28 protein-coding genes and 1 tRNA gene are annotated in these 26,291 nt (G+C 62.6%); 11 read left to right on the forward strand and 18 right to left on the reverse strand.

The features are described 5' to 3' along the window. Positions 1–53: 53 nt before the first annotated feature. Complete coding sequence (locus tag ACFWXH_RS19990) at positions 54–668, reverse strand: LysE family translocator (protein ID WP_054310309.1); 615 nt, start codon at positions 666–668, stop codon at positions 54–56. A 410-nt stretch (positions 669–1,078) separates the two neighbouring features. On the opposite strand from ACFWXH_RS19990, the gene ACFWXH_RS19995 reads away from it, so the two are divergent. Continuing rightward, a complete protein-coding gene (locus ACFWXH_RS19995; protein ID WP_379123104.1) occupies positions 1,079–1,735 on the forward strand; it encodes a DUF1062 domain-containing protein in 657 nt (218 codons plus the stop codon). A 3-nt stretch (positions 1,736–1,738) separates the two neighbouring features. Here ACFWXH_RS19995 and ACFWXH_RS20000 read toward each other — a convergent pair whose 3' ends face one another. Beyond that, positions 1,739–2,173 carry a hypothetical protein gene (locus tag ACFWXH_RS20000; RefSeq protein WP_379123106.1) on the reverse strand — a complete coding sequence of 145 codons (435 nt, stop codon included), beginning with the start codon at positions 2,171–2,173 and terminating at the stop codon, positions 1,739–1,741. Positions 2,174–2,343: 170 nt separating this feature from the next. Then, positions 2,344–4,167 carry a translational GTPase TypA gene (typA, locus tag ACFWXH_RS20005; RefSeq protein WP_054310311.1) on the reverse strand — a complete coding sequence of 608 codons (1,824 nt, stop codon included), beginning with the start codon at positions 4,165–4,167 and terminating at the stop codon, positions 2,344–2,346. 212 nt (positions 4,168–4,379) lie between these two features. On the opposite strand from typA, the gene ACFWXH_RS20010 reads away from it, so the two are divergent. Then, the gene (locus ACFWXH_RS20010; RefSeq protein WP_379123108.1) at positions 4,380–4,655 is read left to right on the forward strand and encodes a hypothetical protein; all 276 of its coding nucleotides are present in this window, start codon (positions 4,380–4,382) and stop codon (positions 4,653–4,655) included. Positions 4,656–4,715: 60 nt separating this feature from the next. Here the strand turns inward: ACFWXH_RS20010 and ACFWXH_RS20015 are convergent, their stop codons facing one another. Then, on the reverse strand, positions 4,716–6,293 hold the full coding sequence (locus ACFWXH_RS20015; protein ID WP_379123110.1) for an alkaline phosphatase D family protein: 1,578 nt from the start codon (positions 6,291–6,293) through the stop codon (positions 4,716–4,718). A 106-nt stretch (positions 6,294–6,399) separates the two neighbouring features. Beyond that, positions 6,400–7,683: an MFS transporter gene (locus tag ACFWXH_RS20020; protein WP_379123112.1), complete on the reverse strand. Its 1,284-nt coding sequence runs from the start codon at positions 7,681–7,683 to the stop codon at positions 6,400–6,402. Between the two features lie 71 nt (positions 7,684–7,754). Between ACFWXH_RS20020 and ACFWXH_RS20025 the strand changes: the two genes are divergently transcribed. Further along, entirely contained in the window at positions 7,755–8,366 is a 612-nt protein-coding gene (locus tag ACFWXH_RS20025) for a TetR/AcrR family transcriptional regulator (RefSeq protein ID WP_379123114.1), read from the forward strand. Positions 8,367–8,407: 41 nt separating this feature from the next. Here ACFWXH_RS20025 and ACFWXH_RS20030 read toward each other — a convergent pair whose 3' ends face one another. The 6 genes from ACFWXH_RS20030 to ACFWXH_RS20055 form a co-directional block, all read right to left on the reverse strand. Further along, on the reverse strand, positions 8,408–10,453 hold the full coding sequence (locus tag ACFWXH_RS20030) for a M3 family metallopeptidase (protein WP_379123115.1): 2,046 nt from the start codon (positions 10,451–10,453) through the stop codon (positions 8,408–8,410). 134 nt (positions 10,454–10,587) lie between these two features. Further along, positions 10,588–11,004 (reverse strand): nuclear transport factor 2 family protein, encoded by a 417-nt coding sequence (locus ACFWXH_RS20035; protein WP_379123117.1) that lies wholly within the window; start codon positions 11,002–11,004, stop codon positions 10,588–10,590. Positions 11,005–11,065: 61 nt separating this feature from the next. Beyond that, entirely contained in the window at positions 11,066–11,710 is a 645-nt protein-coding gene (locus ACFWXH_RS20040) for a carbonic anhydrase (RefSeq protein WP_379123119.1), read from the reverse strand. Positions 11,711–11,855: 145 nt separating this feature from the next. Continuing rightward, positions 11,856–12,644, reverse strand: coding sequence for a DUF429 domain-containing protein (locus ACFWXH_RS20045; protein WP_379123121.1), 789 nt, complete (start codon positions 12,642–12,644; stop codon positions 11,856–11,858). Then, on the reverse strand, positions 12,641–13,525 hold the full coding sequence (pdxY, locus tag ACFWXH_RS20050) for a pyridoxal kinase PdxY (RefSeq protein WP_379123123.1): 885 nt from the start codon (positions 13,523–13,525) through the stop codon (positions 12,641–12,643). Before pdxY ends, ACFWXH_RS20045 begins: the two co-directional genes overlap by 4 nt. Before the next feature lie 7 nt (positions 13,526–13,532). Continuing rightward, positions 13,533–13,760: a hypothetical protein gene (locus ACFWXH_RS20055; RefSeq protein WP_054310321.1), complete on the reverse strand. Its 228-nt coding sequence runs from the start codon at positions 13,758–13,760 to the stop codon at positions 13,533–13,535. 165 nt (positions 13,761–13,925) lie between these two features. Between ACFWXH_RS20055 and ACFWXH_RS20060 the strand changes: the two genes are divergently transcribed. The 5 genes from ACFWXH_RS20060 to ppa all read left to right on the forward strand — a co-directional run bounded on the left by ACFWXH_RS20060 (position 13,926) and on the right by ppa (position 17,605). Continuing rightward, complete coding sequence (locus ACFWXH_RS20060; protein ID WP_054310322.1) at positions 13,926–14,573, forward strand: LemA family protein; 648 nt, start codon at positions 13,926–13,928, stop codon at positions 14,571–14,573. Between the two features lie 132 nt (positions 14,574–14,705). Continuing rightward, a complete protein-coding gene (locus ACFWXH_RS20065) occupies positions 14,706–15,500 on the forward strand; it encodes a TPM domain-containing protein (RefSeq protein WP_379123305.1) in 795 nt (264 codons plus the stop codon). A 2-nt stretch (positions 15,501–15,502) separates the two neighbouring features. Next, positions 15,503–16,141, forward strand: coding sequence for a TPM domain-containing protein (locus ACFWXH_RS20070; protein WP_379123125.1), 639 nt, complete (start codon positions 15,503–15,505; stop codon positions 16,139–16,141). A 135-nt stretch (positions 16,142–16,276) separates the two neighbouring features. Continuing rightward, entirely contained in the window at positions 16,277–16,783 is a 507-nt protein-coding gene (locus tag ACFWXH_RS20075; RefSeq protein ID WP_379123127.1) for a GNAT family N-acetyltransferase, read from the forward strand. Between the two features lie 285 nt (positions 16,784–17,068). Then, positions 17,069–17,605 carry an inorganic diphosphatase gene (gene ppa / locus ACFWXH_RS20080; protein WP_054310325.1) on the forward strand — a complete coding sequence of 179 codons (537 nt, stop codon included), beginning with the start codon at positions 17,069–17,071 and terminating at the stop codon, positions 17,603–17,605. A 51-nt stretch (positions 17,606–17,656) separates the two neighbouring features. Here ppa and ACFWXH_RS20085 read toward each other — a convergent pair whose 3' ends face one another. Genes ACFWXH_RS20085 through ACFWXH_RS20095 form a run of 3 tightly spaced genes read right to left on the reverse strand, consistent with a single transcriptional unit; the run spans position 17,657 to position 18,914 of the window. Further along, positions 17,657–18,247, reverse strand: a complete 591-nt coding sequence (locus ACFWXH_RS20085) for a hypothetical protein (RefSeq protein ID WP_379123129.1) — start codon at positions 18,245–18,247, stop codon at positions 17,657–17,659. 53 nt (positions 18,248–18,300) lie between these two features. Continuing rightward, positions 18,301–18,615 carry a DUF167 family protein gene (locus ACFWXH_RS20090; protein WP_379123131.1) on the reverse strand — a complete coding sequence of 105 codons (315 nt, stop codon included), beginning with the start codon at positions 18,613–18,615 and terminating at the stop codon, positions 18,301–18,303. An 8-nt stretch (positions 18,616–18,623) separates the two neighbouring features. Next, positions 18,624–18,914, reverse strand: a complete 291-nt coding sequence (locus ACFWXH_RS20095) for a YggT family protein (protein ID WP_054310328.1) — start codon at positions 18,912–18,914, stop codon at positions 18,624–18,626. Between the two features lie 237 nt (positions 18,915–19,151). On the opposite strand from ACFWXH_RS20095, the gene ACFWXH_RS20100 reads away from it, so the two are divergent. Beyond that, positions 19,152–19,227: transfer RNA gene (locus ACFWXH_RS20100), tRNA-Ala, on the forward strand. A gap of 13 nt (positions 19,228–19,240) precedes the next feature. Here the strand turns inward: ACFWXH_RS20100 and ACFWXH_RS20105 are convergent. Then, entirely contained in the window at positions 19,241–21,310 is a 2,070-nt protein-coding gene (locus ACFWXH_RS20105) for a 3-hydroxyacyl-CoA dehydrogenase NAD-binding domain-containing protein (protein ID WP_379123133.1), read from the reverse strand. 140 nt (positions 21,311–21,450) lie between these two features. Between ACFWXH_RS20105 and ACFWXH_RS20110 the strand changes: the two genes are divergently transcribed. Both ACFWXH_RS20110 and ACFWXH_RS20115 read left to right on the forward strand, forming a co-directional pair. Beyond that, entirely contained in the window at positions 21,451–22,026 is a 576-nt protein-coding gene (locus ACFWXH_RS20110) for a TetR/AcrR family transcriptional regulator (RefSeq protein WP_379123135.1), read from the forward strand. Positions 22,027–22,225: 199 nt separating this feature from the next. Next, positions 22,226–23,467: an MFS transporter gene (locus ACFWXH_RS20115; RefSeq protein ID WP_379123137.1), complete on the forward strand. Its 1,242-nt coding sequence runs from the start codon at positions 22,226–22,228 to the stop codon at positions 23,465–23,467. Between the two features lie 12 nt (positions 23,468–23,479). On the opposite strand, the gene ACFWXH_RS20120 is transcribed toward ACFWXH_RS20115, so the two are convergent. Genes ACFWXH_RS20120 through ACFWXH_RS20130 form a run of 3 tightly spaced genes read right to left on the reverse strand, consistent with a single transcriptional unit; the run spans position 23,480 to position 26,291 of the window. Beyond that, positions 23,480–24,196 (reverse strand): glutamine amidotransferase, encoded by a 717-nt coding sequence (locus tag ACFWXH_RS20120; RefSeq protein WP_379123139.1) that lies wholly within the window; start codon positions 24,194–24,196, stop codon positions 23,480–23,482. Positions 24,197–24,212: 16 nt separating this feature from the next. Continuing rightward, the gene (locus ACFWXH_RS20125; protein ID WP_054310333.1) at positions 24,213–24,695 is read right to left on the reverse strand and encodes a TerB family tellurite resistance protein; all 483 of its coding nucleotides are present in this window, start codon (positions 24,693–24,695) and stop codon (positions 24,213–24,215) included. Between the two features lie 45 nt (positions 24,696–24,740). After that, on the reverse strand, positions 24,741–26,291 hold the full coding sequence (locus ACFWXH_RS20130; protein ID WP_379123141.1) for a heme biosynthesis protein HemY: 1,551 nt from the start codon (positions 26,289–26,291) through the stop codon (positions 24,741–24,743).

Here is a 26,291-nt window from a genome sequence, read left to right on the forward strand (position 1 = left end):
GCAGCCGGGACATCAACCGCGGCCGGCTGAAGTGCCGGCCGGCTAGCCGAATCTCACGAACGCGCCGCGATCGCAGCCGCGGCGCCGGCCATGGTGGTTGCACTGACCCGATTGGCGATGCGCATGGCCCTTGGACTTTTCAGCAGCTTGCGCGCCTGCGCCGCGGCCAGGATCCAGGCGAAGTCGATGACGATCAGAACCACGGCCATCGTCGCCGTCAGCTCCATCCAGCCGAGCATGGTAACCGAGGCGAGATCGATGATGGTCGGCAGAAGCGCCAGATAGAACATCATGATCTTGGGGTTGCCGAGTGTCACCGCCATGCCGGCAAGAAAGAGCTTCACCGGCGAATCCTCCTTCGGCAACGAGCCCTTCGCGGCTTCGACCGGCGCCGTCCACATCTTCCAGGCGAGGTAGGCGAGATAGGCGACGCCCAGCCATTTGATGACGACAAAGGCGAGATGGAAGGTCTGCGCCACCACCGCCAGCCCGAACACGGCAAAGGACAGCCAGATCGCCTCGCCGATCCACATGGCGAGCAGGAAGGGCAGCACGTCGCGGAATCCCTTCGAAATCACCCGCGCCACCAGCGCGGCGATCGAAGGACCGGGTGAACCGGCGGCAACGAACAGCGCGCCGGCGAAAATGAGAAGGGAAGTGAACGTCATCGCGCGCTCCATCGGGCAGGCGCCGAAGCATAGGCCGAATGTCGCCCGATGCAATCCGGTGGCTGATCTCTCATCATCCGCTTTTAAAAAGTGCGAGAGGCACAGCTTGATCTCATCGGCGCCGCTCGTTAGAAGGCCGCATCATCATCAGCCTCAGGCTCCCGACTTTGCCATCGTAACCGCCGGTCTCGTCAGCTCTCCCAGAACTCGCATGGCAGCGTGCAAGCGTTGCCGCTTTCAATATTGCGTTCGTTCCTGTGGCGGTTCGAGACCGGTTTGGCCAGCGCTTCGGCGCCCCGTCTCGAAGGCAAACTGCCTGACCTCCACACGAACGCCAATCCGTGCCTCCAGAAGAGGCATCTCGTTTATCGCCGCTTGGACGGACTTCCCGACGGGAAGGACCAACCGGCATGTCGTGCACGCTCCGCGTCCGATGGATTCTCATTGCAAACCGTTTTCCTCGCCCCTGGCGCTCCTGTTCGCGTTGCGGCACGCAGCGCGCCTTCGAATGCAGCGGCAAGTTCCGGCTGAACGCCAATGGCAGGCGGCTCGATGCCTGGCTCGTCTATAAGTGCACCACTTGCGACGACACCTGGAACCACACGCTTTTTGAGCGTCGCAGCACTCGGGATATCGACCCCGATCTGCTTTCTGGCCTGGAAGCCAACGATCCAGCGCTAATCAGCCGTTTCGCCTTCGATGTCGCGGCCCTGCGCTGGGTAGCGCACCGCGTCGAGGAATTCGCAGGCGGCGTCGCGCGCAGGGAGGTTTTGGGAGAACGGCCAGATCGGCCGAAACGGCTGGAAATCTTTCTCCGCCTGCCAAGCCCCGTTTCCATCCGCCTCGATCGTCTCCTGTCGATGGAGCTCGGCCTGCCACGAGCCCGGATCGCCACGATAGCTAAGAAAGATCAGCTCCAAACGACAACAAGGCTCAACAGGCTGGCTGTCAATGGCACCCGAGTAGGTATCGAGCTGTCGCAGGAATGCGGTGAAACAATCCTGCTGAACGCCACACGAGACCCAATTGTGCATTGTGCTAGAGAATCTGAACTGGCCGTCGATTGATTGTCAACCGGTACCGGCGAGAAACGCCATGAGAGCCAACATCACTGGATCGGATATCAGAATAAGAAGCAAGACGGTCACAATTACCGCCGGTCCTGAAAACCAAAGCTGACTGCGCCCGAATGCGGGGGATGGTCCTGGCGGAACCCCGTAGAACCAGACGAGAAGCGCCCCGCTTATGCCTTCCAGGACACGGCGGCGGGGTGCATCCGTCGCATCGTCATCTTCAATCGCCGCAAGTAATGCTTGAGCAGTTTCAAGGTCCTGTTCGAGAACCCACACAGGCACCCCGCCATGCATGATCATCAAATGAGGGTGCACCGTCACGAACTGAAGCGGCGCCAGCGCATAGACACCATATGCATCGAGCTTGGATACGCAAATCCTTGCTTCAACGATACTGAAACAGGTCGTGAGCAACCTGAGCCTGCCGCCCATTACATCCCCCAAGCAAGTACCTGTCACTTTGGGGTGGACGAACGCCAAATTCAACTCCCGGCTTCGCAACGACTAAAGGCGCGACGCGCGGATGGCACGACCGTCAGCTGTGACACTTTGGGGCGACATTGCTAAAAGAAAGGGCGGGGAAATCCCCGCCCTTTGAACCATCAGGCCGCGCTGACCTTCGACTTCTCGAAGCGCTTGCGCTCGTTCGGGTCGAGATAGAGCTTGCGCAGGCGGATCGTCTTCGGCGTCACTTCGACCAGCTCGTCGTCCTGGATCCAGGCCAGCGCGCGTTCCAGCGTCATGCGGATCGGCGGGGTGAGCTTGACTGCCTCATCCTTGCCGGCGGCGCGGATGTTGGTGAGCTTCTTGCCCTTCAGCACGTTCACTTCGAGGTCGTTGTCCCTGGAGTGGATGCCGATGATCATGCCCTGGTAGACCTTAACGCCGGCGTCGATGACCATCGGACCGCGATCTTCCAGGTTCCACATCGCGTAAGCGACGGATTCGCCCTGTTCGTTGGAGATCAGCACGCCGTTGGTGCGGCCGGGCAGCTCGCCCTTGTAGCCCTGGTAGGAGTGGAACAGGCGGTTCATGACCGCCGTACCGCGCGTGTCGGTCAACAGTTCCGACTGGTAGCCGATCAGGCCGCGCGTCGGCGCGTGGAACACCAGGCGCTGGCGGTTGCCGCCCGAGGGACGCAGCTCGACCATCTCGGCCTTGCGTTCCGACATCTTCTGCACGACGACGCCGGCGTGCTCTTCATCGACGTCGATCACGACTTCTTCGATCGGCTCGAGCAGTTGGCCGCTCTCGTCCTTCTGCATGACGACGCGCGGACGCGAGACGGCAAGTTCGAAACCTTCGCGGCGCATCGTCTCGATCAGCACGGCGAGCTGAAGTTCGCCGCGGCCCGACACGAAGAACGAATCCTTGTCGGCCGATTCTTCGATCCTCAGCGCGACGTTGCCCTCGGCTTCCTTCATCAGGCGGTCGCGGATGACGCGGCTGGTGACCTTGTCGCCTTCGGTGCCCGCCAGCGGCGAATCGTTGACGATGAAGGACATGGTGACGGTCGGCGGATCGATCGGCTGCGCATGCAGCGGCTCGGTGACGGCAGGATCGCAGAACGTGTCGGCGACAGTGCCCTTCGACAGGCCGGCGATGGCGACGATGTCTCCCGCCTGCGCTTCCTCGATGGGCTGGCGTTCGAGACCACGAAACGCCAGGATCTTCGACACGCGGCCGTTCTCCAGCAGCGAGCCGTCATGGTGCAGAACCTTGACCGCCTGGTTCGGCTTCAACGTGCCGGAATGGATACGGCCGGTGATGATGCGCCCAAGGAAAGGATTGGCTTCCAGGATGGTGCCGATCATGCGGAACGGGCCCGGGTGAACCGTCGGCTCCGGAACATGCTTGAGCACCAGATCGAACAGCGGCGCCAGGCCCTGGTCCTTCGGACCTTCCGGATTCTCGGAAACCCAGCCGTCGCGGCCCGAACCGTACAGGATCGGGAAATCAAGCTGTTCGTCGGTAGCATCGAGTGCAGCGAACAGGTCGAACACTTCGTTGATGACTTCCTGGTGGCGGCCGTCGGGACGGTCGATCTTGTTGATCACGACGATCGGCTTCAAGCCGACCTTCAGTGCCTTGCCGACCACGAACTTGGTCTGCGGCATCGGGCCTTCGGCGGCATCGACCAGAACGATCGCGCTGTCGACCATCGACAGGATGCGCTCGACTTCACCGCCGAAGTCGGCGTGGCCGGGGGTGTCGACGATGTTGATGCGGGTGTCCTTCCAGTCGACCGAAGTCGCCTTGGCCAGGATGGTGATGCCACGTTCCTTTTCGAGGTCGTTCGAATCCATCGCGCGTTCGGCGACGCGCTGGTTCTCGCGGAACGAGCCGGACTGCTTGAGGAGTTGGTCGACCAGCGTGGTCTTGCCATGGTCGACGTGCGCGATGATCGCGATATTGCGGATGTTCATGCTGGGTCTCGGAGGTTGTTCAGGCAGCACGCCCGGATAGTCAAATCGAGACGCCGCCTTTTTCAGTTGCGCGGCTCATACAGGGTTTTTCGCATTTGCGAAAGGGGGCGGCGTTGCGGCAATTGGCTGGTCACCTTTTGTTAAGTGGCAGGAGCGTAGAATTTCATTAACCAAGCGCGGAACCTTTTCCGCTGTGGAGCATTCGGGCGTCCATGATACGCAGTCTGAACCGGTTCGTGATGATTTCCCTGTCGGCCACGCTGGTCGCCTTGCTGGCGCTGGGCGGCGCCTGGTCGGCCGCAACGCCCGCCGACAAGCCGCTGGCCGTGGTGTCCACGCAGGCGGAGAAGCTGTTTCCCGATGCTCCCGACGGTGTCGACCCGATCGTTACCGGTCCTGTGAGCGCCGCCTTCAAGCAGCGCCAGGCCGATGCCGGCTGCGACAAGGCAGCCTGGCCGAACGTGCCCGCCGCCTGCTTCGAACATTAAGCCCCTCACCTAACGCGTGTCGTTATCGCAAAACCGTCGCGCACTTTTGCGCGACATGCGTTACGCCGCCCGCACCGGATCGAGCGTCGTCTTGTAGAGCTCATTATCGTCGCGATCCATCAGCCGGACTGTCAGTTGCTCGGTGTTGCCGTCGATATCGACCAGCCCGAAGAATTGCAGGCCAACCGAAGGCGCCAGGTTCTGGCCCTGCTCGGCGCTGGGCGCTTTGATGAACTTCACTTCAGGGCCAAAGGTCATGTCGAGGTCGTTCGGGCCGAAGGTGCCGGAATGGATCGGTCCGGAAATGAATTCCCAGAACGGCTCGAAATCCTGGAACTGGGCGCGATCCGGGCTGTAGTGGTGGGCGGCGGTATAGTGCACGTCCGCTGTCAGCCACACCGTATTGGTGATTCCGGCGTTCTTGATGAAGCGCAGCAGATCGGCGAATTCCAGTTCGCGCCCCTTGGCCGGACCGTTGTCGCCATTGGCGACCGCTTCCGAGCCTCGTCTGTTGGCGCCATCGTCCCATACCACCAGCCCGATCGGCATGTCGGCGGCGATCACCTTCCAGGTCGCCTTTGAATTGGCGAGCTCGCGCTTCAGCCAGCGGGTCTGCTGTTCGCCCAGCATGCGGGAGTCCGCATTGAGCTCGGACTGCAGGTTCGGGCCGTTGGCGCCGCGATAGGAACGCATGTCCAGGAAGAAGACATCGACCAGCGGGCCATAGGCGATCTTGCGATAGACGCGGCCGGGTTCGGCCGGCGTGAAGCGGATCGGCGTCATCTCATGGAAGGCACGGCCGGCCCGTGCCGCCAGCACGGCGATCGATTTTTCCTTGTAACGGTCGTCGGCGGTCAGGTCCTTCGAGCTCGACCAGTTGTTGACCACCTCATGATCATCCCACTGGAAGAAGGTTGGCAGGACCGCGTTCATCGCGAGCAGGTTCTTGTCGAGCAGATTGTATTTCCACTGGCCGCGATATTCGTCGAGCGTCTCGGCAACCTTGCGCTTCTCGTTGATGAGCACGACGTTCTTCCACTTGCTGCCATCCTTGAGATCGACTTCGTCCTTCATGGCGCCGTCTGCGTAGATCGTGTCGCCCGAATGCAGGAAGAAGTCGGGGATGTGCTTGGCGATGGTCGCGTAGGTCTTCATGCCGACCTCGTCGATACCCCAGCCCTGGCCGGCGGTGTCGCCCGACCATGCGAAGCGTACGGAACGGCGCGAGGTCGGCGCGGTGCGGAAACGGCCGACGATCGGCTCGGACACGGCATTCACGTCGTTCAGGTCCGCGAGCGTCATGCGGTAGAAGATGTCCTGATCGGACGCCAGATCCGTGAGCAGGCGCTTCACCGCGTAGTCGCTGTCGGGCAGTGCGTTCAGCGGCGCCAGGCGTTCGGCATTGGCGAAGTTTTCCGTGGTCGCCACCTCGAACTGCACGCGCGCCGGCCTGTCGGCACGCGTCCAGATCATGCCCGACACCGCGTCGATATCCCCCGACTGGACGCCATGCGTGAACACCGGGCGCGTGTTCGCACGCGAATAGTAGGGCATGGCCAGACCGGACAGCCCGACCAGGCTGGCCGCCCCTGTCGAGGCGAGGAAGACACGGCGGCTGATGCTGGCTGGCTTGCTCATGGCTGGCTCCTTGGCAACGGATGGAGCCGCCAAGGTCTTCGGCCATTGTTTCAACCACATTTCGGAGACGTGAAACTTTCTTGACTGTCCACAGGTTCCCAGCGGATCAGGCGGGTTGGCCTTTCGGTTCCAGCATCGGGCGGTTTGTGTTGATGAGCAGCGACAGACAGGCGGCGATGATGCCGGTCATGCCCGCGATGACGAAGGCAAGCTCATAGCTGCCCTGGAATTCGCGCATGACACCACCGAAGAAGGCTGCCGCTGCCGCGCCGACCTGATGCCCGGCAACGATCCAACCGAAGACCAGCGGTCCCCTGGCGTCGCCGAAGGCTTCGTTGGACAGACGCAGCGTCGGCGGCACGGTGGCAATCCAGTCCAGCCCATAGAAGATCGCAAAGACGATCAGCGCTGTCGCCGAGAAACCGGAATAAGGCAGGTAGATCAGCGACAGGCCCCGGATGGCGTAGTAGACGCCGAGAAGCTTGCGCGGGTCGAAGCGGTCGGTCAGCCAGCCTGACAGGGTCGTGCCGATGAGGTCGAAGATACCCATCAGCGAAAGCAGGCCGGCCGCCTGGATCTCGTTGATGCCCATATCGGCGCAGAAGGCGATCAGATGCGTTCCGACCAGGCCGTTGGTGGTGAAGCCGCAGATGAAGAAGGTGGCGAAGAGGTACCAGAACACGCGCGTCCTGGCGGCGTCACGCAGTGTGCCCAGCGTATGGGAGATGAAGTTGCCGGCTGCGGCCGGTGGCGTCGGCGGCACATCGTCCGGCTCGGCGCCGAAACGCACCTGGCCGATCGACGCCGGCCGCTCCGGCACCAAAAGCCAGACCAGCGGCACAAGTGCCGCCGTGGCAATGGCGATGATAAGCGCGACCGGTTTCCAGCCGCCCGACTGCGCGAGCCATGCTAGGAACGGCAGGAAGATCAGCAGGCCGGTGGCGCTGGACGCCGACATCAGGCCCATGATCAGGCCACGGTTGGTCTTGAACCAGCGGTTGACGATGGTGGCGCCGAGCACGGTGGCCACCGCACCCGAACCGACGCCCGAGAAAACGCCCCAGGTGGCGACCAGTTGCCAGGATTGCGTCATGAACAACGATAGCCCGGTGGACGCCGACATCACCACCAGCGAGCCGATCACCGTCTTGCGCAGCCCGATACGCTCCATCAGCGCCGCGGCGAAAGGTCCGGTCAATCCATAGAGGAAGATGCCGATGGCGGCCGCCAGCGACACCACGTCGCGGCGCCAGCCGAAGTCATTTTCCAACGGCAGCATCATCACCGAGGGCGCAGAACGCAGGCCGGCGGCGATGAGCAGGGAAAGAAAGATGACCGCAACGACGACGAAGGCGTAGCGCTGGCCAAACGGACGGGACTGGACTATCATGTTACTGACCGGTACGTTACAGTTGCCGAATGTGTACGTACCGGTTAGTAACATGTCAATTGGAATGCATCATGCCTGCTGACAAAAATATTGAAGCCAGCGTTTCGCGAGAAGCCACCCTGCCCCCGGCGGCCGAGAAGATCCTCGGCGTCGCGCATGAGCTTTTCTATCGCGAAGGCATCCGGGCGATCGGTGTCGACGAAATCGTAAAGAAGGCAGGCGTCACCAAGCCGAGCCTCTACCGCTCTTTCTCGTCAAAGGACGAGCTGGCTGCATCCTATCTGCGCAAATACGACATCGACTTCTGGGCGCGGTTCGACGAGGCGGTGGCGGCGCATCCCGGCGATGCGCGCGCGCAGATCATCGCTTTCCTCACCCGTGTCGGCAAGCGCTCGCAGAAGCCGGGTTACCGCGGCTGCGGCATGACCAATGCGGCCGTCGAATATCCCGAACCCGGCCATCCAGCACGCGTGGTGAGCGAGGAGAACAAGCGCGAGCTGCGCCGCCGCCTGCGCGCCATGGCGAAGGAGATGGGCGCAGCCGACCCAGGCACGCTGGGCGACGGCCTGCTGCTCCTCATGGAGGGCGCCTATATCTCAAGCCAGATCTTCGGCCCGGGCGGTCCCTCGCAGTCGGTTGCCAAACAGGCCGACCTGCTGATCGGCGCCAGTTTGAAAAGTTAGGGATTTACCCTCCCCTCGGCGGAGAGAGTAAGAACCACGTTTTAGACCAGCCCGCGCTTCGCCATCATGGCGTCCGCCGTTGGCATCTTGCCGCGGAAAGCGATGTAGAGCTCCTCTGGATCTTTCGAGCCGCCGGCTGCGTAGATGTTTTCGCGCAGCTTCTTCGCCAGCGCCGGATTGAACGGATCGCCGGTTTCCTCGAAGGCGGAGAAGGCATCGGCGTCGAGTACCTCCGACCACATGTAGGAATAGTAGCCGGCGGAATAACCGTCGCCGGCGAAGACATGGCTGAAATGGGGGGTGCGATGGCGCATGGCGATCGTATCCGGCATCGCGAGTTTCTCGAGCGTCTCCGTCTCGAAGGCAAGCGGTTCCGCAGGCGCATCCGGGCGTGCGTGATAGGCCATGTCGACCAGCGCCGAAGCGGTGAATTCGATCGTGGCGAAGCCCGCGCCGAAGGTGCGCGCCGCCAGCATCTTGTCGAGTAGGTCCTTTGGCATCGGCTTGCCAGTCTTCACATGCAGCGCGTGTTTTTCCAGCACGGCCGGCACTGTCAGCCAATGTTCGTAGAGCTGCGAGGGCAGTTCGACGAAGTCGCGGCTGACCGAGGTGCCCGAGACCGACGGCCAGGTGACATCGGTCAGCATGCCGTGCAGGGCGTGGCCGAATTCATGGAACAGCGTCTTGGCCTCGTCCACCGAGAGCAGCGCCGCCTCGCCGGCCGGCGGCTTGGCGAAATTCATGATGTTGTAGATGATCGGCTTCGAGCCCTTGCCCAGGCTGTAGCCCGATTGCAGCGCACTCATCCAGGCACCGGAACGTTTGGACGATCTGGCGAAATAGTCGGCCAGGAACAGAGCGCGATCCGATCCGTCGGCATTCTTCACCGCGAACACCCGCGTATCCGGGTGCCAGCCGGCGATGCCTTTCTTCTCCTCGAAGGTGAGACCGAACAGCCTCATTGCCACGTCGAAACAGGCAGCGATGACGTGGTCGAGCTGCAGATAGGGTTTCAACTCGGCCTCGTCGAAAGCGAATTTTTCAGCCCGCAGCTTCTCCTGGTAGAAGCGCCAGTCCCAGGCCGCGAATTGCTCGTTGCTGCCGGCGGCGGTCGCCAGCCGTTCCAGTTCCTTCTGGTCCGCGGCTGCCTTCTCGAGTGCTTTTTCCCAGACCGGGTCGAGCAGGTCGTGCACGGCCTTCGGCGTCTTGGCCATGGTGTCGTCGAGCTTCAGCGCGGCAAAGGAATCATAACCCAGGAGCTTTGCCTTCTCGGCACGCAGCCTGAGCATGTCGCGCACCACGGCGGTGTTGTCGCTGGCGCCGCCATTCTGGCCACGCCGGGTGAAGGCGCGCCATGCCGCTTCGCGCAGGTCGCGACGCTCGGAGAAGGTGGTGAAAGGCTCGTAGATCGACCGCGACAGCGTCACGGCATAACGGCCCTTCTGGCCGCGCGTCTCGGCGGCTTCCGCCATCGCGCTTTTCAGGAAATCCGGAAGGCCGGCAAGGTCGCCCTCGTCGAGGAACAATGCCCACTCGCGCTCGTCGGCCAGCACATTCTGGCCGAAGGTGGTGCCGAGCGAGGACAATTGCTCGTTGATCGCGGCAAGCCGCTTCTTGCCGTCCGTATCGAGCCTGGCGCCGGACCTGACGAAACCTTTCCAGGTGCGCTCCAGCACACGCAACGTCTCTGCATCGAGCTTCAGGCTGTCGCGCTTCTGGTAGAGATCGTCGATACGGGCAAACAGCTTTTCGTTCATCGATATCGCGGAGAAATGCCGCGACATTTTCGGTGCGACTTCGCGCTCCAGGGCCTGGATCGCATCATTGGTATGGGCACCGGCCCGGCACCAGAAGATCGAAGAGACACGATCCAGCGCTTCACCGGCAAGCTCCAGCGCTTGCAGCGTGTTTTCGATGGAAGCCTGTTCCGTTCCGGCGGTTATGGCCTCGATTTCCGCCTCGTGCGCCTTGAGCGCAGCATCGAACACCGATCCGAAATCCCCATCCCCGATCTTCGTGAAATCAGGAAGACCGAGTGGACCTTGCCAGTTGGTCAAAGGATGGGCGGCGAGATCGGATACGGACATGGCGGGGCTTTCGCTGAGCTTGAAGACGGAACGGCAATGCTTCCCCGATGTAGGCTGATGGGACCGCCGGTGCAACGGCGGGTATCGCCGGCCGGTCATCGGCAGCCAGCGGGCAAACGCCAGGCGCAGCTTTTCTAGTAGCTGTCGCAATTTTCCGCGATGGTCGCTTGCGAGGATGCAGTGATATGTTCGTCCGTCAGTGCGAAAACCTCTCGTGTCAGAAGATCGTTACCAGGAAAGTCGTAGCAGACGACCACCGTGACCAGTCCATTGTCTGCATTCTCGATGCGGTGCCGGATGTTTGCACCCGCTACGGCGCCCTGCCACTCATCCATCGAAGCGAGGAACTGCTGTTTGTTCTGCTCGGTATCGACATCCTGCAACCGGATGCGGGCATCATCGGCAAGCATATCGGCAAGGCTGCCGCGGTCCGCACCCAGCAGTGCGGAATACCAGCGGCCGATCACGGCGCGATCGTCGGCGCGCGCTGAAAGCGGAATCAGAGCGAATAGAACGACCGCACAGAGTTTCGACCAGCCGACAACGGGCACAACGCGACACCTCCTCCATACAACCTAGGCCTGTACGGACGAGAAGTGAAGGTTGTTGTCTTCAGCTGATATCCGGCCGCTCGAAATCGCCGGTTTCGGTGTTCATCGCCCACAACTCGCCTGTCGAGATGTCGAACCAGGCGCCATGCAAGGCAAGTCTGCCCTTGCCTTCAAGGATCTTGACGCAAGGAAAGGTGCGCAGATTGGCGATCGAGTAGCGGATCGAGATACGCTCCAGCGCCGTCTGCCGTTCGCCGGCCGTCATCATGGTCGAGGCCGAAACGGTTTCTGCGGCGGGCGCGATCAGACTCATCCACTTGCCGATGAAGTCGCCCGGTGACAGCGGCGCCGAGGTTGTGTCGAGCGCGGCGCGGATACCGCCACAGCGGCCGTGGCCCATGACGACGATGTTCTTGACCTTCAGGCTCTGCACCGCGAATTCGAGCGCGGCCGAGGTCGAATGATATTCTCCATCCGGCGCATAGGGCGGCACGAGATTGGCGACATTGCGCAGCACGAACAGCTCGCCGGGGCCGGCGTTGAAGATCACTTCGGGTGCCGCCCGCGAATCGCTACAGGCCACGATCATGGTCTCAGGCGCCTGACCTTCACGCGCCAGCGACTTGTAGTGATCAGCCTCAGCCACGTAGCGGCCGTTGATGAAATTGCGATAACCGGCAATGAGATGATCGGGGAGATGCGGCATCTGGCGGTGAGGACCTTTCCAGGCTGGACGGCAGTTTTCCACTGCGCATGGCACTAACGGCAAATCGGTGCTGCAATCAATGCGAAATCGTCATGGCTTGGTCGCGCGAGCCATGCATTGCGCATAGCCGACCGCGCGATGCCGTTCAAACATGGATTGCGACAGAGAGCCCTCTGCCGTCGACGAATGGCGGATTGGGATAGGATACAGCCTCGCCCCGCGCGATGCGGCCAGCGATCAGAAGCATGACGGCCGCGTCGAGGAAATCGTCTGCGGCGGCGCCCTTCGGCGGCATCTGATCGAGAAACGTGTGCTCATAGCCATGGCGGACGAGCAAAGCGCGCCGCTCTTCCATGCCGGCCGGATTGACCGCGCCCTTGATCTTCTTGGGCAAACTCATCGCGCGGCCTTCATTGAGCCGCCAGAACGCCACTTCCGGATGCGATTCGAACACACGTGTTCGCAGTTCCGGGCGCTCTGTCAGGAGCCCATCGATCTCGCGGATCTTGGCAAAAATGCCGAAGGCCTGGATGGAAACGCCGCGTGGTGGGTCGGATGTGGTTGCCGCCACGGCGCTCGCGCGCCGATGTGCATCATACCAGGCCTCAATCGTGCTGAACGGCGCCGTGTCGGCATAGACGGCCGCACGGGAAGGAATCGCGAAAACACTGGATTGCCGCTCGCCAAGCAGGGGGCGCACCAATGCCTCGGGTCCACGCCCGCCTTTGCCCGAAACCTCGGGCAAGCCGATCGGCATGTCGACCGCCACGATCGCGTCCAGCGGCAAGGCCGCAAGGAGATCTCCAAAACCTGGATAGATGCCGACAGTCGGAAACCCGCCTGGATCCTGTCGTACCGCGATCCAGCCAGCCTTGCAGCCATCGACCCCGGCCAGGGATTTTCGGGCCGATGCGCTAGCCGCGCTGCCCGTCACGCGGTGCGACCTCGACCCGGATGGGTGAGATGGCGCATCTGCACCATGGCCATCGGCTGCGACAGGCTCTGCGCGTCGGTTTCCAGCTGCAATTCATCGCCGCCACGCTTGGCGGTGCGCGCGAGGATTTCATAGACCGCTGCTGTCGTCGACTGCAGCGCCTTGGCCGGCGGTTGGCCGGAAAGCGTACGGGCCAGATAGACGGCTCCCGTGAGGTCGCCGAGACCATTCGGCGGCCGATCGATCAGGCGGTGCTCGGCCAGCAGCACCTGGCTGGCGTCGAGCAGGAGATTGCCGGTACTGCCAGACATCATGGCGGGCGCGGACGTTACCAGCATGGTTGCCGGACCGGCATCCAGCGCGGCGGCGGTGGTCGATTTCAGATCCGGCAGCTCGGCCCCTGCCATCCAGGCGAGTTCATAGCGGTTCGGTGTGGCGATATCGGCCAATGGCATCAGCCGGTCGCGCAAGGCCTTGGCTGTAGCCTCAGGCACGTAGAGTCCGCCGGAATCGCCCATCACCGGATCGCAAACATAAAGCGCGCCCGGGTTCCTGGCTTTCACCGCATTGACCAGATCGGCAATCGCGTCGGCTTGGCTTGCCTCGCCGAGATATCCCGAAAGGACAGCACCGACTTCGCCGAGCCATGGTGCGCTCGCCAGGTCTGCCATCAACGCCGCAAACTGTTCCGCAGGCGGAACGATCCTGGTTGCCCGGCCATGGCCGGGATGCCAGGGCAAGATGATGGTAGGCACTGCCCACACAGGGAAGCCCAGGGTCTCCAGCGCAAAAACGGCGGCGCGGTTACCCACGGAACCACGCGCGACGTGACTGGACACGACGATGACGGCGCGGGGCGCCTCGGCCTGGCTGGTATTCATGATGGTCCTATAGATGGCGGGCGATGTAATAACCGACGGCGATCATCATCGCGATCGCCAGGATGAGGCCTAGCACGCGGCCGATGCGCGTGCCCCAATATTCGATCGGATCGAAATCATTGCGGTCATCTCCATGCCTGTCGGACGGCAGGCCGCCGGGCTCGGTCTCGCGCGCGATCCGGTCGAGGATACGGCGCGATTCGTGCTCGCTGTCCCTGTCGGCATGACCTGCCATCAACGATCCCTTTTTTTACGATCCTAAACCGATCCTCGTCGTGGTTACAGGGCCTCGTTGACGGCGAAGCTGCGCCAAGGCGCCTCGCCGCCACTTACCAAGAGGCGTTTTCTCCGGCGATCTTTATGGTATTGCTTCATTATTCGAGCAAACGAGGGACCGCTCATGTACGCCCAGCGCCTGTCTTCGCTTCCCCGCAGCCTGCCAGCTTTCCTCTTGATGGCTCTTTTGCTGCCGCTCCTGTCCGCCTGTGGCTACAACACCATTCCAACGGCGGAAGAAAACGCCAAGGCCGCCTGGAGCGAAGTACTGAACCAGTATCAGCGCCGTGCCGACCTGATTCCGAACCTCGTTGAGACGGTCAAAGGCTACGCCGCGCACGAGAAGGACACGTTGGATGCTGTTGTCGAGGCACGCGCCAAAGCCACACAGGTGACGGTGACGCCCGAAACCCTCCAGGATCCAGAGGCCTTCAAGAAGTTCCAGGACAGCCAGTCGGGTCTGACCAGCGCACTGTCGCGGCTGCTCGCCATCACCGAAAACTATCCTGACCTGAAGGCCAACCAGAATTTCATCGCCTTGCAGGCTCAGCTTGAAGGCACCGAAAACCGCATCGCCGTTGCCCGCCGCGACTACATCCAGGCGGTGAAGGACTACAATCTGACGCTCAGGACCTTCCCGTCGGTGCTGTGGGCGACCCTCTGGTTCCGCTCCAACGAGCCTTTCCAGAACTTCACCATCGCCGAAGACAAGATGCAGACGCCGAAAGTCGATTTCGGTACCAACAAGACCACCACGGGACAGGGTGGCTGAACGCCACCCTTCCTCATTTGGACCGACTGAACCTTGCGCTCCTTCCCGCCGTCCCGCCGCTTGCCTGTGCATGATATCCAGGCAGCGCCGCGGGCTATCGCGTTGAAGGCCCTGCTGGCAGCCATCTTTGCCATGCTGCTTGCCGGCATGGCGCTGGCCGACGATTTGCCGACGCTGACCGGACGCGTCGTCGACAATGCCGGCATGATCGACCCGGCTGCGAAGGCAGCGCTGGAACAGAAGCTGGCCGACTTCGAAAAGAAGGGCTCCGACCAGATCGTCGTCGCCACCGTCGATAGCCTCGGTGGCGAGGAGATCGAGCCTTATGCCAACCGGCTGTTCCGCGCCTGGAAGCTCGGTCAGGCCAGCGACAACAACGGCGTCCTGCTGCTCGTCGCCAAGAGCGACCGCAAGATGCGCATCGAGGTCGGTTACGGGCTGGAAGGCACGCTGACGGACCTGCACACCAAGCTCATCATCGAAAACGACATGGTTCCGGCTTTTCGCGGCGGCGATTTCGCCGGCGGCATCACCAAGGCCGTCGATGACATGATCATGGTTCTGGAAGGCAATCCGGAAGAACTCGAGGCGCGCGGCAAGCGCCACCAGCAGGACAGTTTCAGCGAATACGACGCCGAACAGGTCATGTTCGCGCTGTTCATCACCATCTGGGCGGTACTGTTCTTCGGCGGCCTCGCCATGGCGATCCTGCCGCCGGTCTTCGGCACCAAGATCGGCCCCGGCCGCTACCGCTGGCTGGGTATGACCTTCGACACCAACAGGCGTTCGTCCGGCAACAGCGGCGGCGGTTGGTCATCGGGTGGCGGAGGCTGGTCCGGCGGCGGTGGCGGATGGTCCTCGGGTGGTGGCGGATTTTCCGGTGGCGGCGGGTCGTCCGGCGGCGGCGGATCTTCGGGGAGCTGGTGACGATGGCAACAAGTTCCCTCACCCATGCCGACCATGAGCGCATCGCGGAGGCGATCCGCACGGCAGAGCAGAAGACCGGCGGCGAAATCTACTGCGTGGTGGCGCGCTCGAGCGACGGCTATTTCTTCCAGGCCGCCTTCACGGCAACGCTTGCCCTGTTCGCTGTCAGCATCGCCTTCGCCTATGTGCTGGAAGCGCTATGGGTGACAGTACGCCTGCCGCATTTTCTCATCGTGCAGGCGGTGGCCGCCGTCAGCCTGTACATCCTTCTGTGGCTGATACCGCGCCTGCGCATCCATTTCGTGCCGCGCAGGCAGCGCTACAGGGCTGCGCACGCCAATGCCGTGAAGCAGTTCCTTGCCCGCAACGTGCATCGCACCGCCGAGCGGACCGGCGTGCTGATCTTCGTCTCGATCGCCGAACGTTATGCCGAAGTGGTTGCCGATAGCGGCATCGATGCCAAAGTCGGCCAGCATGTCTGGGACGGCGTGGTGCGCGATCTGACCGCTCACGCCAGTGACGACCACCTGGCCGACGGTTTCGTCAACGCCATCGCCACAGTCGGCGCGGTACTGGCTGAACATTTCCCGATCGCACCAGGCGATATCAACGAACTCGACGATCATCTGGTCGAGATCTAGGACGCTCCCGGCCTTTAGAGCGCCACGCGTTTATCCAGACGCGCAAAGCACGCTGCAGTAGCCCAGTATTTCGTTTGTGCGAAAGCAAGTCGGACTCTTTGCAAGCCTGCCGACGGGGTCTATGGTTAATAAACCATGAACACCTTGACCATCGACATCCGCAAAGCAGAACCGCGCGACGCGGTCGCGATTGCCGACGTGCACCTGGAAGCATGGCGCGGCGCCTATAGCGGTATCATCCCGCACAAGACGCTCACGGCGATGATCAACCGTCGTGGGTCCGACTGGTGGGCGAACGCCATTCGCCGAGCCGCCACCGTGCTGGTGGTGGAGATCGGCGGAACGATCGCAGGCTATGCAACGGTCGGCCGCAACCGTGCCCGCGAGCTGCGCCAGCAGGGCGAAATCTACGAGCTTTACCTGCGCCCGGAATATCAGGGCATTGGCCTTGGTCGCAGGCTGTTTTCAGCCGCCCGCCGCAAACTTGCCGATCATGGCCTCAACGGCCTCGTGGTGTGGGCGCTGGAAGAGAACCAGAACGCGCTTGCCTTCTACACCGGCGAGGGTGGCCGTGATGTCGCCGAAGGCGTCGAGATCTTCGAGCAGAAGGCGCTGAAGAAGGTCGCTTTCGTCTGGGATTGAGCCCGAGCAATCCCAGGAAAAGCGTGTAAAGGTTTCCGTCCGGGATTGCGTAAAAACAAAGAGTTGGAGCGTTTTCGCGTTTCCGTGAAAAACGGGAACGCTCTCCCGCTTATCGCCGCCCGCACGCATTGCCGCATTGCACAAAGCCGTTTCGCCCGTTATTCGGTGCGCGATTGCGAGGCCAGGCGCCACCTTGGAGGCTCATGGTTGTCGGCAAGCCATTCCATCCAGCGCAGACCTGACGACAGATCCCCAATCAGGACAGCGCCAAAGAGAGGGTAATCCATGCGTATCGAGGCGATATCCATCGGCAAGAATCCGCCGGAAGACGTCAACGTCATCATCGAAGTGGCCGTCGGTGGCGAGCCGATCAAATACGAGATGGACAAGGAAGCCGGCACGCTGTTCGTCGACCGTTTCCTCTACACGCCGATGCGCTACCCCGGCAATTACGGCTTCGTCCCGCACACCCTGTCCGGTGACGGCGACCCGATCGACGTGCTGGTCTGCAATACGCGCGAACTGGTGCCGGGCTGCGTCATCAACGTGCGCCCGATCGGCGTTCTGATCATGGAAGACAATGCCGGCCAGGACGAGAAGGTGATCGCGGTGCCGTCGTCACACATCACCAAGCGCTACGAGAAGGTGTTCGACTATACCGATATGCCGGAGATCACCCTCAAGCAGATCGAGCATTTCTTCGAGCACTACAAGGATCTCGAACCCGGCAAGTGGGTGAAGATCGGCGGCTGGCACGATGCCGCCTACGCCAAGAAGATGATCGTCGAAGCGATCGAACGCGCTAAAGCCGCCAAGAAATAGGCAGCGCTTTGAGCTTTCAGGTGCCGGCGGCTTCCAGGTCAGCCGGCACTTTCAATTGTCGACCCGGCCGAAGGCCGGCACGTCACCCACGGTGATGCGTTTGTCCTTGCCGCAGGCGAAGGAACGCGCCTTTTCATCGGCAATTTTACGGGCTTCCTCATTGGCATTGGGGCTGGCGCCGGCAATGAGTGCGACCGTGCAGCCTTGGCGGCCCTCCATCTGGGCAACCTTCGCCACCACCAGAACATCCGCCTGCTTTTCGGCATCTTCGCCACTGATGCTGACCGAGCGCCGGTGGATAGCCGCAAAGGGAGTGGAGACGTTGCCAGTCTTCTCGACCCGCCACTCCACCTTCGTGCCTGAACTGTTGAAGCCGGAGAAGCTTTCCCAGGTCGTGGTCATGTCTTCCGGCGGAAAGCCGAAGAAGACGGATTCTCGCGCATCGCCGTAGGAAAGCAGCACCGGATAGCCAAGGTAACCCGCGCAGGCGAGCTCAGCCCAGTCGCCATCATCTTTGCCAGCCTCGGCATAGGTCAGGCAATTCTTTTCCGTGACGAGGTCGGTATAGACGCTGGTGACCTCGCCCGCTGACGCGCACTGGCAGAAACCGGCAAAAACGAGGATGGTGAGAATGCTGCGCATGACGATCTCCGACTGACGGACGTCGGCACCATATCGCCAAATGCCGGCTGCGCCTATGCCGCACCGAGGCTGGACACGCGCCGCGCGAGCTCGACCGGATTGCCGCTGACGCGCAGCGTCTTCAACCGCGCTGAGCCGCCGGCCACCACCGCCACGGATGATGCCGGAGCGCCGAGAGCCTTGGCGACAAGCTTTTCCAGCGCAACATTGGCAGCGCCTTTTTCCGGAACAGCGCGCAAGCGTGCCTTGAGATGGCTGCGGCCGTCGGCGGTCGTTTCGACACCGTCCAGCGCATCGGACGCCGCCTTCGGCGTCAGCCGTACGAACAGATCGATGCCGTCGGCGCGCAGGCGAAAGACTTCGCCCATGCCGGCACTCAGACGAGCGCCGGGTAGATGGTCGTGAGGATGAACTGGCGCAGGAAGAACAGGATCAGCAGCAGAATGATCGGCGAAATGTCGATGCCACCAAGATCCGGAAGGATGCGACGGATGGGCCGCAGCGCCGGCTCGGTCAACCGGTAGAGCGCGTTGCCGATCGTGCCGACGACCTGGTTGCGCGGGTTGACGACGTTGAAGGCATAGAGCCAGGAGAAGATTGCCGAGGCGATGATGATCCACCAGTAGAGATCCAGCGCCAGAATGACGGTTTGAATGAGGGCGGTCATGCAGGTCTCCGAGTGTTGCCGACATTTAGCGATTGCGCACGGATGCGGCAAGGGCCGGGCAGGCTTGCAGCGGTTTCACGGAATTTTTGAGTCTGCAGAAGAGCCGCCACCACCTCGATACCGCGGCAATGGCATTGACGATCGGACGTCGCCAAACTCGAGGCAACGACAGCTTGGCGACCAAAACCTCGCTTGACAGCCGAGCGCCTCGCCTCATAAATGCGCCATCCGCTGGACGGGGCTGTAGCTCAGCTGGGAGAGCGCGTCGTTCGCAATGACGAGGTCAGGGGTTCGATCCCCCTCAGCTCCACCAACGGAATTCCCTCTTACGCTTCCGCCGCCATCGCCTTCAGCCGTTCCGACGGCTTGAACACATCCTTGCCCGTCTTCTGATGCCAATGAGCCAGGCGATCGACGATCCCTGCCAGCCCCTTCTGGCGCGCCCAGAACATCGGCCCGCCCTTGCCGAGCGGGAAGCCATAGCCGTTGACCCAGACCAGATCGACATCGGATTCGCGCGCGGCGATGCCTTCCTCCAGGATGCGCGAACCTTCATTGATCAGCGGGTAGAGCGTGCGTTCGATGATCTCCTCGGCCGAGATGGCACGCGGTGCGATGCCGAGCCGCTTTGCTTCATCGGCAATATGGCTGGCCAGTTCCGGGTCGGGCGCAGCGGTGCGGCCGTCGGCATAGAGGTAGAAGCCGCGGCCGGTCTTCTGGCCGAAGCGGCCCTGTTCGCACAGCCAGTCGGCGATCAGCGCGGTCTTGCCCAGCGCCTTGCGGTTACGCCAGCTGATGTCCAGCCCGGCGAGATCCCACATCTGGAAAGGACCCATCGGCCAGCCGAAATCGGTGAACGCCTTGTCGACGTCTGCGGGGGTGGCGCCTTCCAGAAGCAGAGCTTCGACATCGGCGCCACGTGCCGTCAGCATGCGGTTGCCGACGAAACCATGACAGACACCCACCACCACGGGTACCTTGCCGATCGAGCGGGCGAGCGCCAGCAGGCTCACCAGCACATCCGGCGACGTTTCCTTGCCGCGCACGATCTCCAGCAGCTTCATGATGTTGGCCGGCGAAAAGAAGTGCATGCCGACGAAATCCTGCGGTCGGCTGACGGAGGCGGCCAGTGCATTGACATCGAGATAGGAGGTGTTGGTGGCAATGATCGTGCCGGGCTTCGCCACCTTGTCGATGGCGGCAAGCACTTCTTTCTTGACCGCCATATCCTCGAACACGGCCTCGATGACGAGGTCGCAGTCGGCCAGCGCCGCATAGTCCGTGGTGCCCGAAAGCAGCGCCATGCGCGCTGTCTTGGCGCTGTCGCTCAACGAGCCTCGTGAAACCGAGATCGCATAGTTCTTTTCGATGCGATCGAGCCCGCGCTGCAGCGCTTCTTCAGCCGCCTCGACCAGCGTGACCGCAATGCCGCCATTGGCGAAGGCCATGGCTATGCCGCCGCCCATGGTGCCGGCGCCGATGATGCCGACCCTCCGGATGGATCGCGGCTTCACAGACTTGTCGACGCCTGCGACCTTGGCGGCTTCGCGCTCGGCGAAGAACAGATGCCGCTGCGCCTTGGACTGGTCCGATGCCATCAGTTCGACGAACAGGGAACGTTCCGCGGCCAGGGCTTCCTCGAAGGGCAGAAGCACGGCATTGCGCACCGCCTCCGTGCAGGCGACCGGGGCCCGCAAACCCTTGGCCTTGGCGACAACGGCCTTGATCCGGGCTTCCAGCTGTTCGCGATCAGCGGCTTCGATCTGGTCGCGCCGGCTCCGCACCGGAGCGAATGGCCCACCTTCCGCGGCTTTGACTGCCGCAAAGGCAGCAGCATCGGCAACCAGCCCGTCGGTGGCGAGCGTATCGACGAGGCCCGCTTCCAGCGCCTCGGTGGCGACGATCGGCGTGCCGGATGTGATCATATCCAGTGCCTTCAGCGGACCGACCAGAGCCGGCAGACGCACCGTGCCGCCGGCGCCCGGCAGCAGGCCGAGCTTCACTTCGGGCAAGCCAAGCTTCGCCGCCTTCTCAGCGACCCGGAAATGGCAACCAAGCGCCAATTCCAATCCACCGCCCAGAGCGGTGCCATGGATGGCGGCGACCGTCGGCTTTTCGATCGATTCCAGAAGCGCGATCAGCGCGCGCAGGTCTGGATCCTGCATCGGCTTGCCGAATTCGGTGATGTCGGCACCGGCGATGAAGGTGCGCCCGGCGCAGGTCACGACGATGGCAGCCGTGGCTGCATCGTCGCGTAGCCGGACGAGCGCGTCATGCAGCGGCTTTCGCACCGAAAACGACAGTGCGTTCACCGGCGGATTGTCGATCGTGACGATCGCGACGCCGCCGCGATGTTCGACACTCACCTTGTTTTCGGATGCTGCTGCTTCAGCCATGATCGCACCTCTTCCCAATTGCGCAGGCAGTGCCGTTCATATTTACAAACCGGCTGGCCGGTAATAAAACTTGGGCCATGCCTCGTCAACGGTCCGATCAGGTCAAGACAGCGAAAGCTCCGGTCGGCCGGCCACCGAGCATGCCGGCACCGCGTGCCACCATTCTGGATGCCGCAGCAAAGCTGTTTGCCGCGCATGGCTTCGAAGGCGCTTCGCTGAACGATGTCGCGCAGGCGGTGGGCGTCACCAAGGCAGCCGTCTATCACTACTTCCCGACCAAGAAAGACATCTTCGACGAGATGATGATCGACCTTCTGGAACGGCAATATGCCGCCGTCAGCGGTGAGGTGAACGCGGCGAAAGACGCTCCGGAAAAGCTGAAGGCCTTCATGCGTGCGCAGGCGGAGTTCCTGGAGGCCAATCACGCTGCTTTCGTCGTCATGCTGCATGGCTTCGGCGGCATCGAAAAGAACCACTGGACGGAACAACAGCTGGCGTTGCGCGATCGCTACGAGAAGCTGCTGCGCACGCTGCTCGCAGATGGCAAAGCCAGCGGTGCTTTTGCCGTCGACGATGTCGCCACCGCTGCCCGTGCGGTGCTGTCGCTGATGAACTGGATGGTGCGCTGGTTCCGGCCCGAGGGCAAAACCCGCGCCGCGGATTTCGCCCTGCAATATTACGCCCTGATCGTCTCGGGCCTGCAGCCGAGAATCTAGCCTGAAACAAGATGGTCGGGATTGTTGTATCTCAGCAGCGCTGCGCGACTCGCAGGACGGACTTTTCACCGCTGCCGGACACGCGGCGAAATTTTATGCGCGCGTAACACGGCAAACTGGGTTATAGCTCGCCCTCCGGAACAGCGCCCATGGTGGAAGAGCCCGGCCGGCCTGTATAAACCGCCAAGGGCTGAATTCCATGCCTGTCGAACCTCGACCGTCTCCGGATCAGCGTTATGCTGCGTTCCGCCACACGGCCTTCCGCAATTATTGGGCCTCACGTTTCCTCATGACTTTCGCCACGCAGATCGTGTCCGTGGCGGTCGGCTGGCAGATCTACGACCTCACCCGCAATCCGTTCGACCTTGGTCTGGTCGGCATCGTGCAGTTCCTGCCGTCGCTCATTCTGGTGCTGGTTACCGGCGTCGTTGCCGATCGCTTCGGCCGCCGCAGGATCATGGCCCTGGCAACACTGATGGAAGCGGCCTGCGCGCTGGTGCTGCTGCTTCTGTCCTGGCATGGACTTTATTCGCCAGTGCCCGTCTTTGCCGTGCTCCTCCTGTTCGGCATTGCCCGCGCCTTCTTTGGCCCCGCCTCCGCCTCGCTGGTCGCCAACCTCGTGCCGCCCCACGATTTCGCCAACGCGATTGCCTGGAACTCGTCGGCCTGGCAGACCGCCACCATCATCGGTCCGGTTGCCGGTGGCCTGCTCTATGGTCTTTCGTCCGAAGCTGCCTATGGCACGGCCGCCGTGCTGATGCTGTTCGCGCTTCTGCTGATCCTCGGCATCCCGAAGCCCGCACAGCGCAGTGAAACCGACAAACCCAGCCTGGAGAGCCTGTTTGCGGGCTTTCACTACATCTGGCGCGAGAAGGTGGTGCTGGGTGCGATTTCGCTCGACCTGGTGGCAGTGCTGCTCTCCGGCGCGACGGCGCTGCTGCCCGTCTATGCCCGCGACATCCTCGACCTCGGCCCCTGGGGTCTCGGAATGCTGCGCTCGGCTCCCGGTATCGGCGCCTTGTGCGTTGCGGTCTGGCTGGCCGGCCATCCGCTGCGCGACCAAGCCGGCGCGATCATGCTGTTCTTCGTTGTCGTCTTTGGCGCCGTCACCGCGCTGTTTGGTCTGTCCACCATCACCTGGCTTTCGATCGTCGCGCTGGCGTTGCTCGGTGCGACCGACATGGTCAGCGTCTATATCCGCGAGACGCTGATCCAGCTGTGGACGCCTGACGAGGTTCGCGGCCGCGTTAATGCCGTCAATCAGGTCTTCGTCGGCGCTTCGAACGAGGTCGGCGAATTTCGCGCCGGCACCATGGCGGCATTGATCGGCACCGTGCCGGCGGTGGTCGTCGGTGGTCTCGGCGCCATCGTGGTGGCTGGCATCTGGGCAGCGATCTTCCCGGAGCTGCGCAAGGTGCGTCGTCTCGATAAGCGGGAATGATTGACCGCAGCCCTATCGGTGCGCGGCAGGATGGCCGAAGATCGTTTCCAGGAATTCGCCCAGCCAGCGCTTGAGATGCATGTCCCAGATAAGCCGGCCACCGAGATGATCGCGGCCGGGTTGGGCACCAGGCAATTCGAAGCGATGCGCGCCATGCACCACCCAGCGCTGCATCATCATGCGGGTGAGTTCGCCATGAAACTGGATGCCCCAGGCCATGTCGCCATATCGAAAGGCCTGGTTGGGATAGGTGTCGGAAGTGGCAAGCAGCGTTGCATCCCTCGGCAGGGAAAAGCCTTCGCGGTGGAAATGATAGACCATTTCCGGCCAGTGCATCAGCTTCTTGCCTTCCTCGGTGGCGCGCAGCGGATACCAGCCGATCTCGACCAGCCCATCGTGATGGCCGTCGACCTTGCCGCCGAGATGATTGACCAGCATCTGCGCGCCCAGGCAGATGCCGAGCAGGGGCTTCTTTTCCTTCAGTGGAACAGCCAACCAGTCCGTCTCGCGGCGGACGAATTCCTCATGATGGTCGTTAGCGCTCATCGGACCGCCGAACACAACCGCGCCGGCATGATGGCGAAGCGTTTCGGGCAATGCGTCGCCGAGCGGCGGCCGGCGAATATCCAGCTCGTAGCCCGCCTCGATCAGCATGTGGCCGACCCGGCCGGGGCTGGAGCTTTCCTGATGCAGGACGATCAGGATCCGGGGCCGCTGGTCGGCTTTCACGAACGTCCGGCCCTGCTCATTCGTCGTTCGCGCTGCCCTTGGCTCCGGGTACCTCGGCTGCCGCCTTGCGCCGCGCCGCCACCCGATCGACACGCTCGACATCGAGCAGCTCCGCCACGCGCCAGACCGTGTTGTCTTCGAGCTCGTGCAGCTCGCCATCCGCGTAGACGATTTCCCACATCAGCCCGATAAAGGCCTTGCGCGCATCGGGATCGAGATGGCGCTTGAGAACGCTGGTGAAGGCGTAGAGATCGATGGCTTCGCCATCGGCCCTCTCGCCGGCTTGCGCCAGCGCTTCCAGTTCCTGGCCCTGAATGGAGTAGCTTTCGGCCAGAATGGCCTTGAAGCGTTCCCATTCGACATCCTGGTGAACGCCATCGGCGCTCATGACATGATAAAGCAGTGCCGCTGCCGCAACGCGCGGGTCATCCGCCTTGGCATGGGTGCGCGCACCATTGGCGGGCAATTCTTTCAGAAAAGACAGAACACGGTCAAACATAAGGGTAATTTGGTCCTTTCCGGATCGCGATCAAGTCACAGCTGTTCAAAACAAACGGAAACGGCGTGGTTTCTCCGCCTCGTCTTCGGGCGTCACTCCCGGATCGTCGGGCTGATGCGACACCGGCTCTTCGCTTGTCGCCGCATCAGGCGCGGGGCTGCGATTTGGCATGGCGGTTGTCGTTGCGCCGTTGGAAACCGGCATCGTTTCTGCGTCCACGACAACGACGTCATCATCGCGCTCGGGCCCGGCCAGGGATGGTGGCACCACATCCGGAACCGGTCGGCCCGCCTCGATCAGCCTGCCCGTACGCTCCACCGGCCCGCGCCACTCGAACGCGTCGAGCCGCCCACTCACCGGCGAGATCGGCGCCCAACGTTCGGCGGCGACGCCATCGGCTACCCACGCAGCATCGTGAGGAGCGCGCACTGCCTGCGAAAGCAGCTGCCGCACCTTGCCCTGGTTGCCGCCATCGGCTTCCTCGATATCGGCAAGCAGGAGATAGGCGCTTTCGCTGGGCTGCATGCGGATGGCTGCTTCGGCCTCCTGTCGGGCGAGCGCAAAATCCTGCGCGTCGAGTGCCGTACGCGCCACTGCAAGCGAGGACTCGGCGTGATTCTTCTTCATTTCCTGCAGCTTGCGGGCACGGCCAAGGCGGTCGAGTACGGCATCGGCCGGCCTGGCATGGATGTAGAGATCGGCGAGATCGGGATGCGGTTCCGCCCGCCATGCCGCTTCGAGGACTTTTGAGCCCTTGCGCAGATCGTTCTGCTTGAACAGCACCTTGGCCGCAACGATCGCCGCCGGCGTGAATTCCGGCAGCAGCTTGTTCGCCTCCAACGCGGCCGCTTTGGCGGCAGCCTGGTCGTTGTCCATCAGGGCTTCGGCCTTGGCGGTCAAAAGCACGCCCCGACGCCGGTTTGCGGCATCACGCTCGATCTGCTGGCTCGACTTTTGCGCGTCGGCCAGCCTCAGCGCACCGTCCCAGTCCCCGCGCGCCGCCAATTCCTCCATGGTCGCTTCGGCAGCCCAGGCCAGTTGCGGTGCCACCGAAGCGGCGCGGCCGGCATAATGCCGGGCCGCGTTGCGGTCGCCCAGCCGCTCGGCTTCGAGATAAAGCCCGCGCAAGCCAAGCAGTCGCATTTCGGGATCGTCGAGCATCGCCTCGAACTTCTGGCGGGCACTGTCGTGGTCGCCTTCCAGCAAAGAGGCCTGCGCATCGAGAAGATTGATCAACGGCTCCTGATCGGAGCGGATCAGCTTGACCGCTTCCTTGGTCTTGCGACGCGCCAGGGCACCGTCACCGGCACCGGCCGCGATCATGCCGGTCGACAGCGCTTGATAGCCGCGGTCGCGACGGCGCACCCGGAAGTGCCGGGCGATCGCATAGGGACTGTTCCAGATCGATTTGAGCAGCCACCAGATTATCATCACGGCCGCGATCACCGCCACGACGGCCACCGCAGCCACCATCAGGCTGACCTGGTACTGATAGCCGGAAAAGGTGACCACCATTTCGCCAGGCCGGTCGGCGAGCCAGGCAAAACCCAATCCGAGCGCGAAGATAATGGCGAGATAGAAGAGGATGCGAATCAT

Source organism: Mesorhizobium sp. NPDC059054 (assembly GCF_042739215.1).
Lineage (GTDB): Bacteria > Pseudomonadota > Alphaproteobacteria > Rhizobiales > Rhizobiaceae > Mesorhizobium.